Origin of the sequence: Salmonella sp. SAL4457 (assembly GCF_046548235.1) — a bacterium.
GTDB lineage: Bacteria > Pseudomonadota > Gammaproteobacteria > Enterobacterales > Enterobacteriaceae > Salmonella > Salmonella enterica.
The window spans coordinates 1-274 of sequence record NZ_JBGDZO010000452.1; the positions used below are offsets into that span (position 1 = coordinate 1).

Below are 274 nucleotides of genomic sequence, written 5' to 3' on the forward strand. Positions count from 1 at the left end.
GTCGTCGAGATCGAGCCCGGGCAGCAGTTCCTCCAGCCGCTCCTCGGCTTGTTCTCGGTATAGCCGTCGTTGCAGCAGGTCGTCGAGCAATTCCGAACCCAGGCGCAGGTGGCGTTCGCTTTCGACGCGCAGCCGTTCGATCTCTATGCCGAGCACTGCCGTCAGGTGGTGCAGGAGACTGTAGTCCGGCAGCCGCTCGCCCAGGGCTATCAGCAGGCAGTTCCGGTCGGAAGGAATGCCGATGCTGAGCGCTTCGCCTTCCGCGAGCGGATGG

The 274-nt window shown here is 64.6% G+C and carries 1 protein-coding gene; it reads right to left on the reverse strand.

Annotated elements, in window-relative coordinates; genetic code table 11:
- Nucleotides 1-274, reverse strand: a 274-nt coding sequence (locus ACLJNW_RS25010; RefSeq protein WP_410961330.1) for a hypothetical protein, incomplete at both ends; no start/stop codon positions are given.